This window comes from Dellaglioa sp. CoH-55-MRSF-9, assembly GCF_056782155.1.
The window spans coordinates 1-372 of sequence record NZ_JBXAYG010000034.1 but is presented as its reverse complement, the minus strand read 5'-3'; the positions used below and the strand labels follow the sequence as shown (position 1 = coordinate 372).

Here is a 372-nt window from a genome sequence, read left to right as displayed (position 1 = left end):
CCTGCGGCTGGATCACCTCCTTTCTAAGGAATATTACGGAAACCTACACACTTGTCGAAAATTTGTTTAGTTTTGAGAGATCTACTCTCAAAAGCGTTTACGGGCCTATAGCTCAGCTGGTTTAGAGCGCACGCCTGATAAGCGTGAGGTCGATGGTTCGAGTCCATTTAGGCCCATTTACCAATTAATAAAATACCCATTATGGGGCCTTAGCTCAGCTGGGAGAGCGCCTGCCTTGCACGCAGGAGGTCATCGGTTCGATCCCGTTAGGCTCCATTGACAATATTAATTGTCGAATTTGTTCTTTGAAAACTAGATAATATTTATTAAATTTTTAAGCAATAAGCCGAGAAACACCGCGTTTTATTAGTT

General features: G+C 42.7%; 2 tRNA genes. Both read left to right on the top strand.

What is annotated here, in order from left to right:
* Positions 1 to 101: 101 nt before the first annotated feature.
* A tRNA-Ile gene (locus AC1RPV_RS07705) sits at positions 102 to 176 on the top strand.
* Positions 177 to 203: 27 nt separating this feature from the next.
* Positions 204 to 276, top strand: a tRNA-Ala gene (locus tag AC1RPV_RS07700).
* Positions 277 to 372 lie beyond the last annotated feature (96 nt).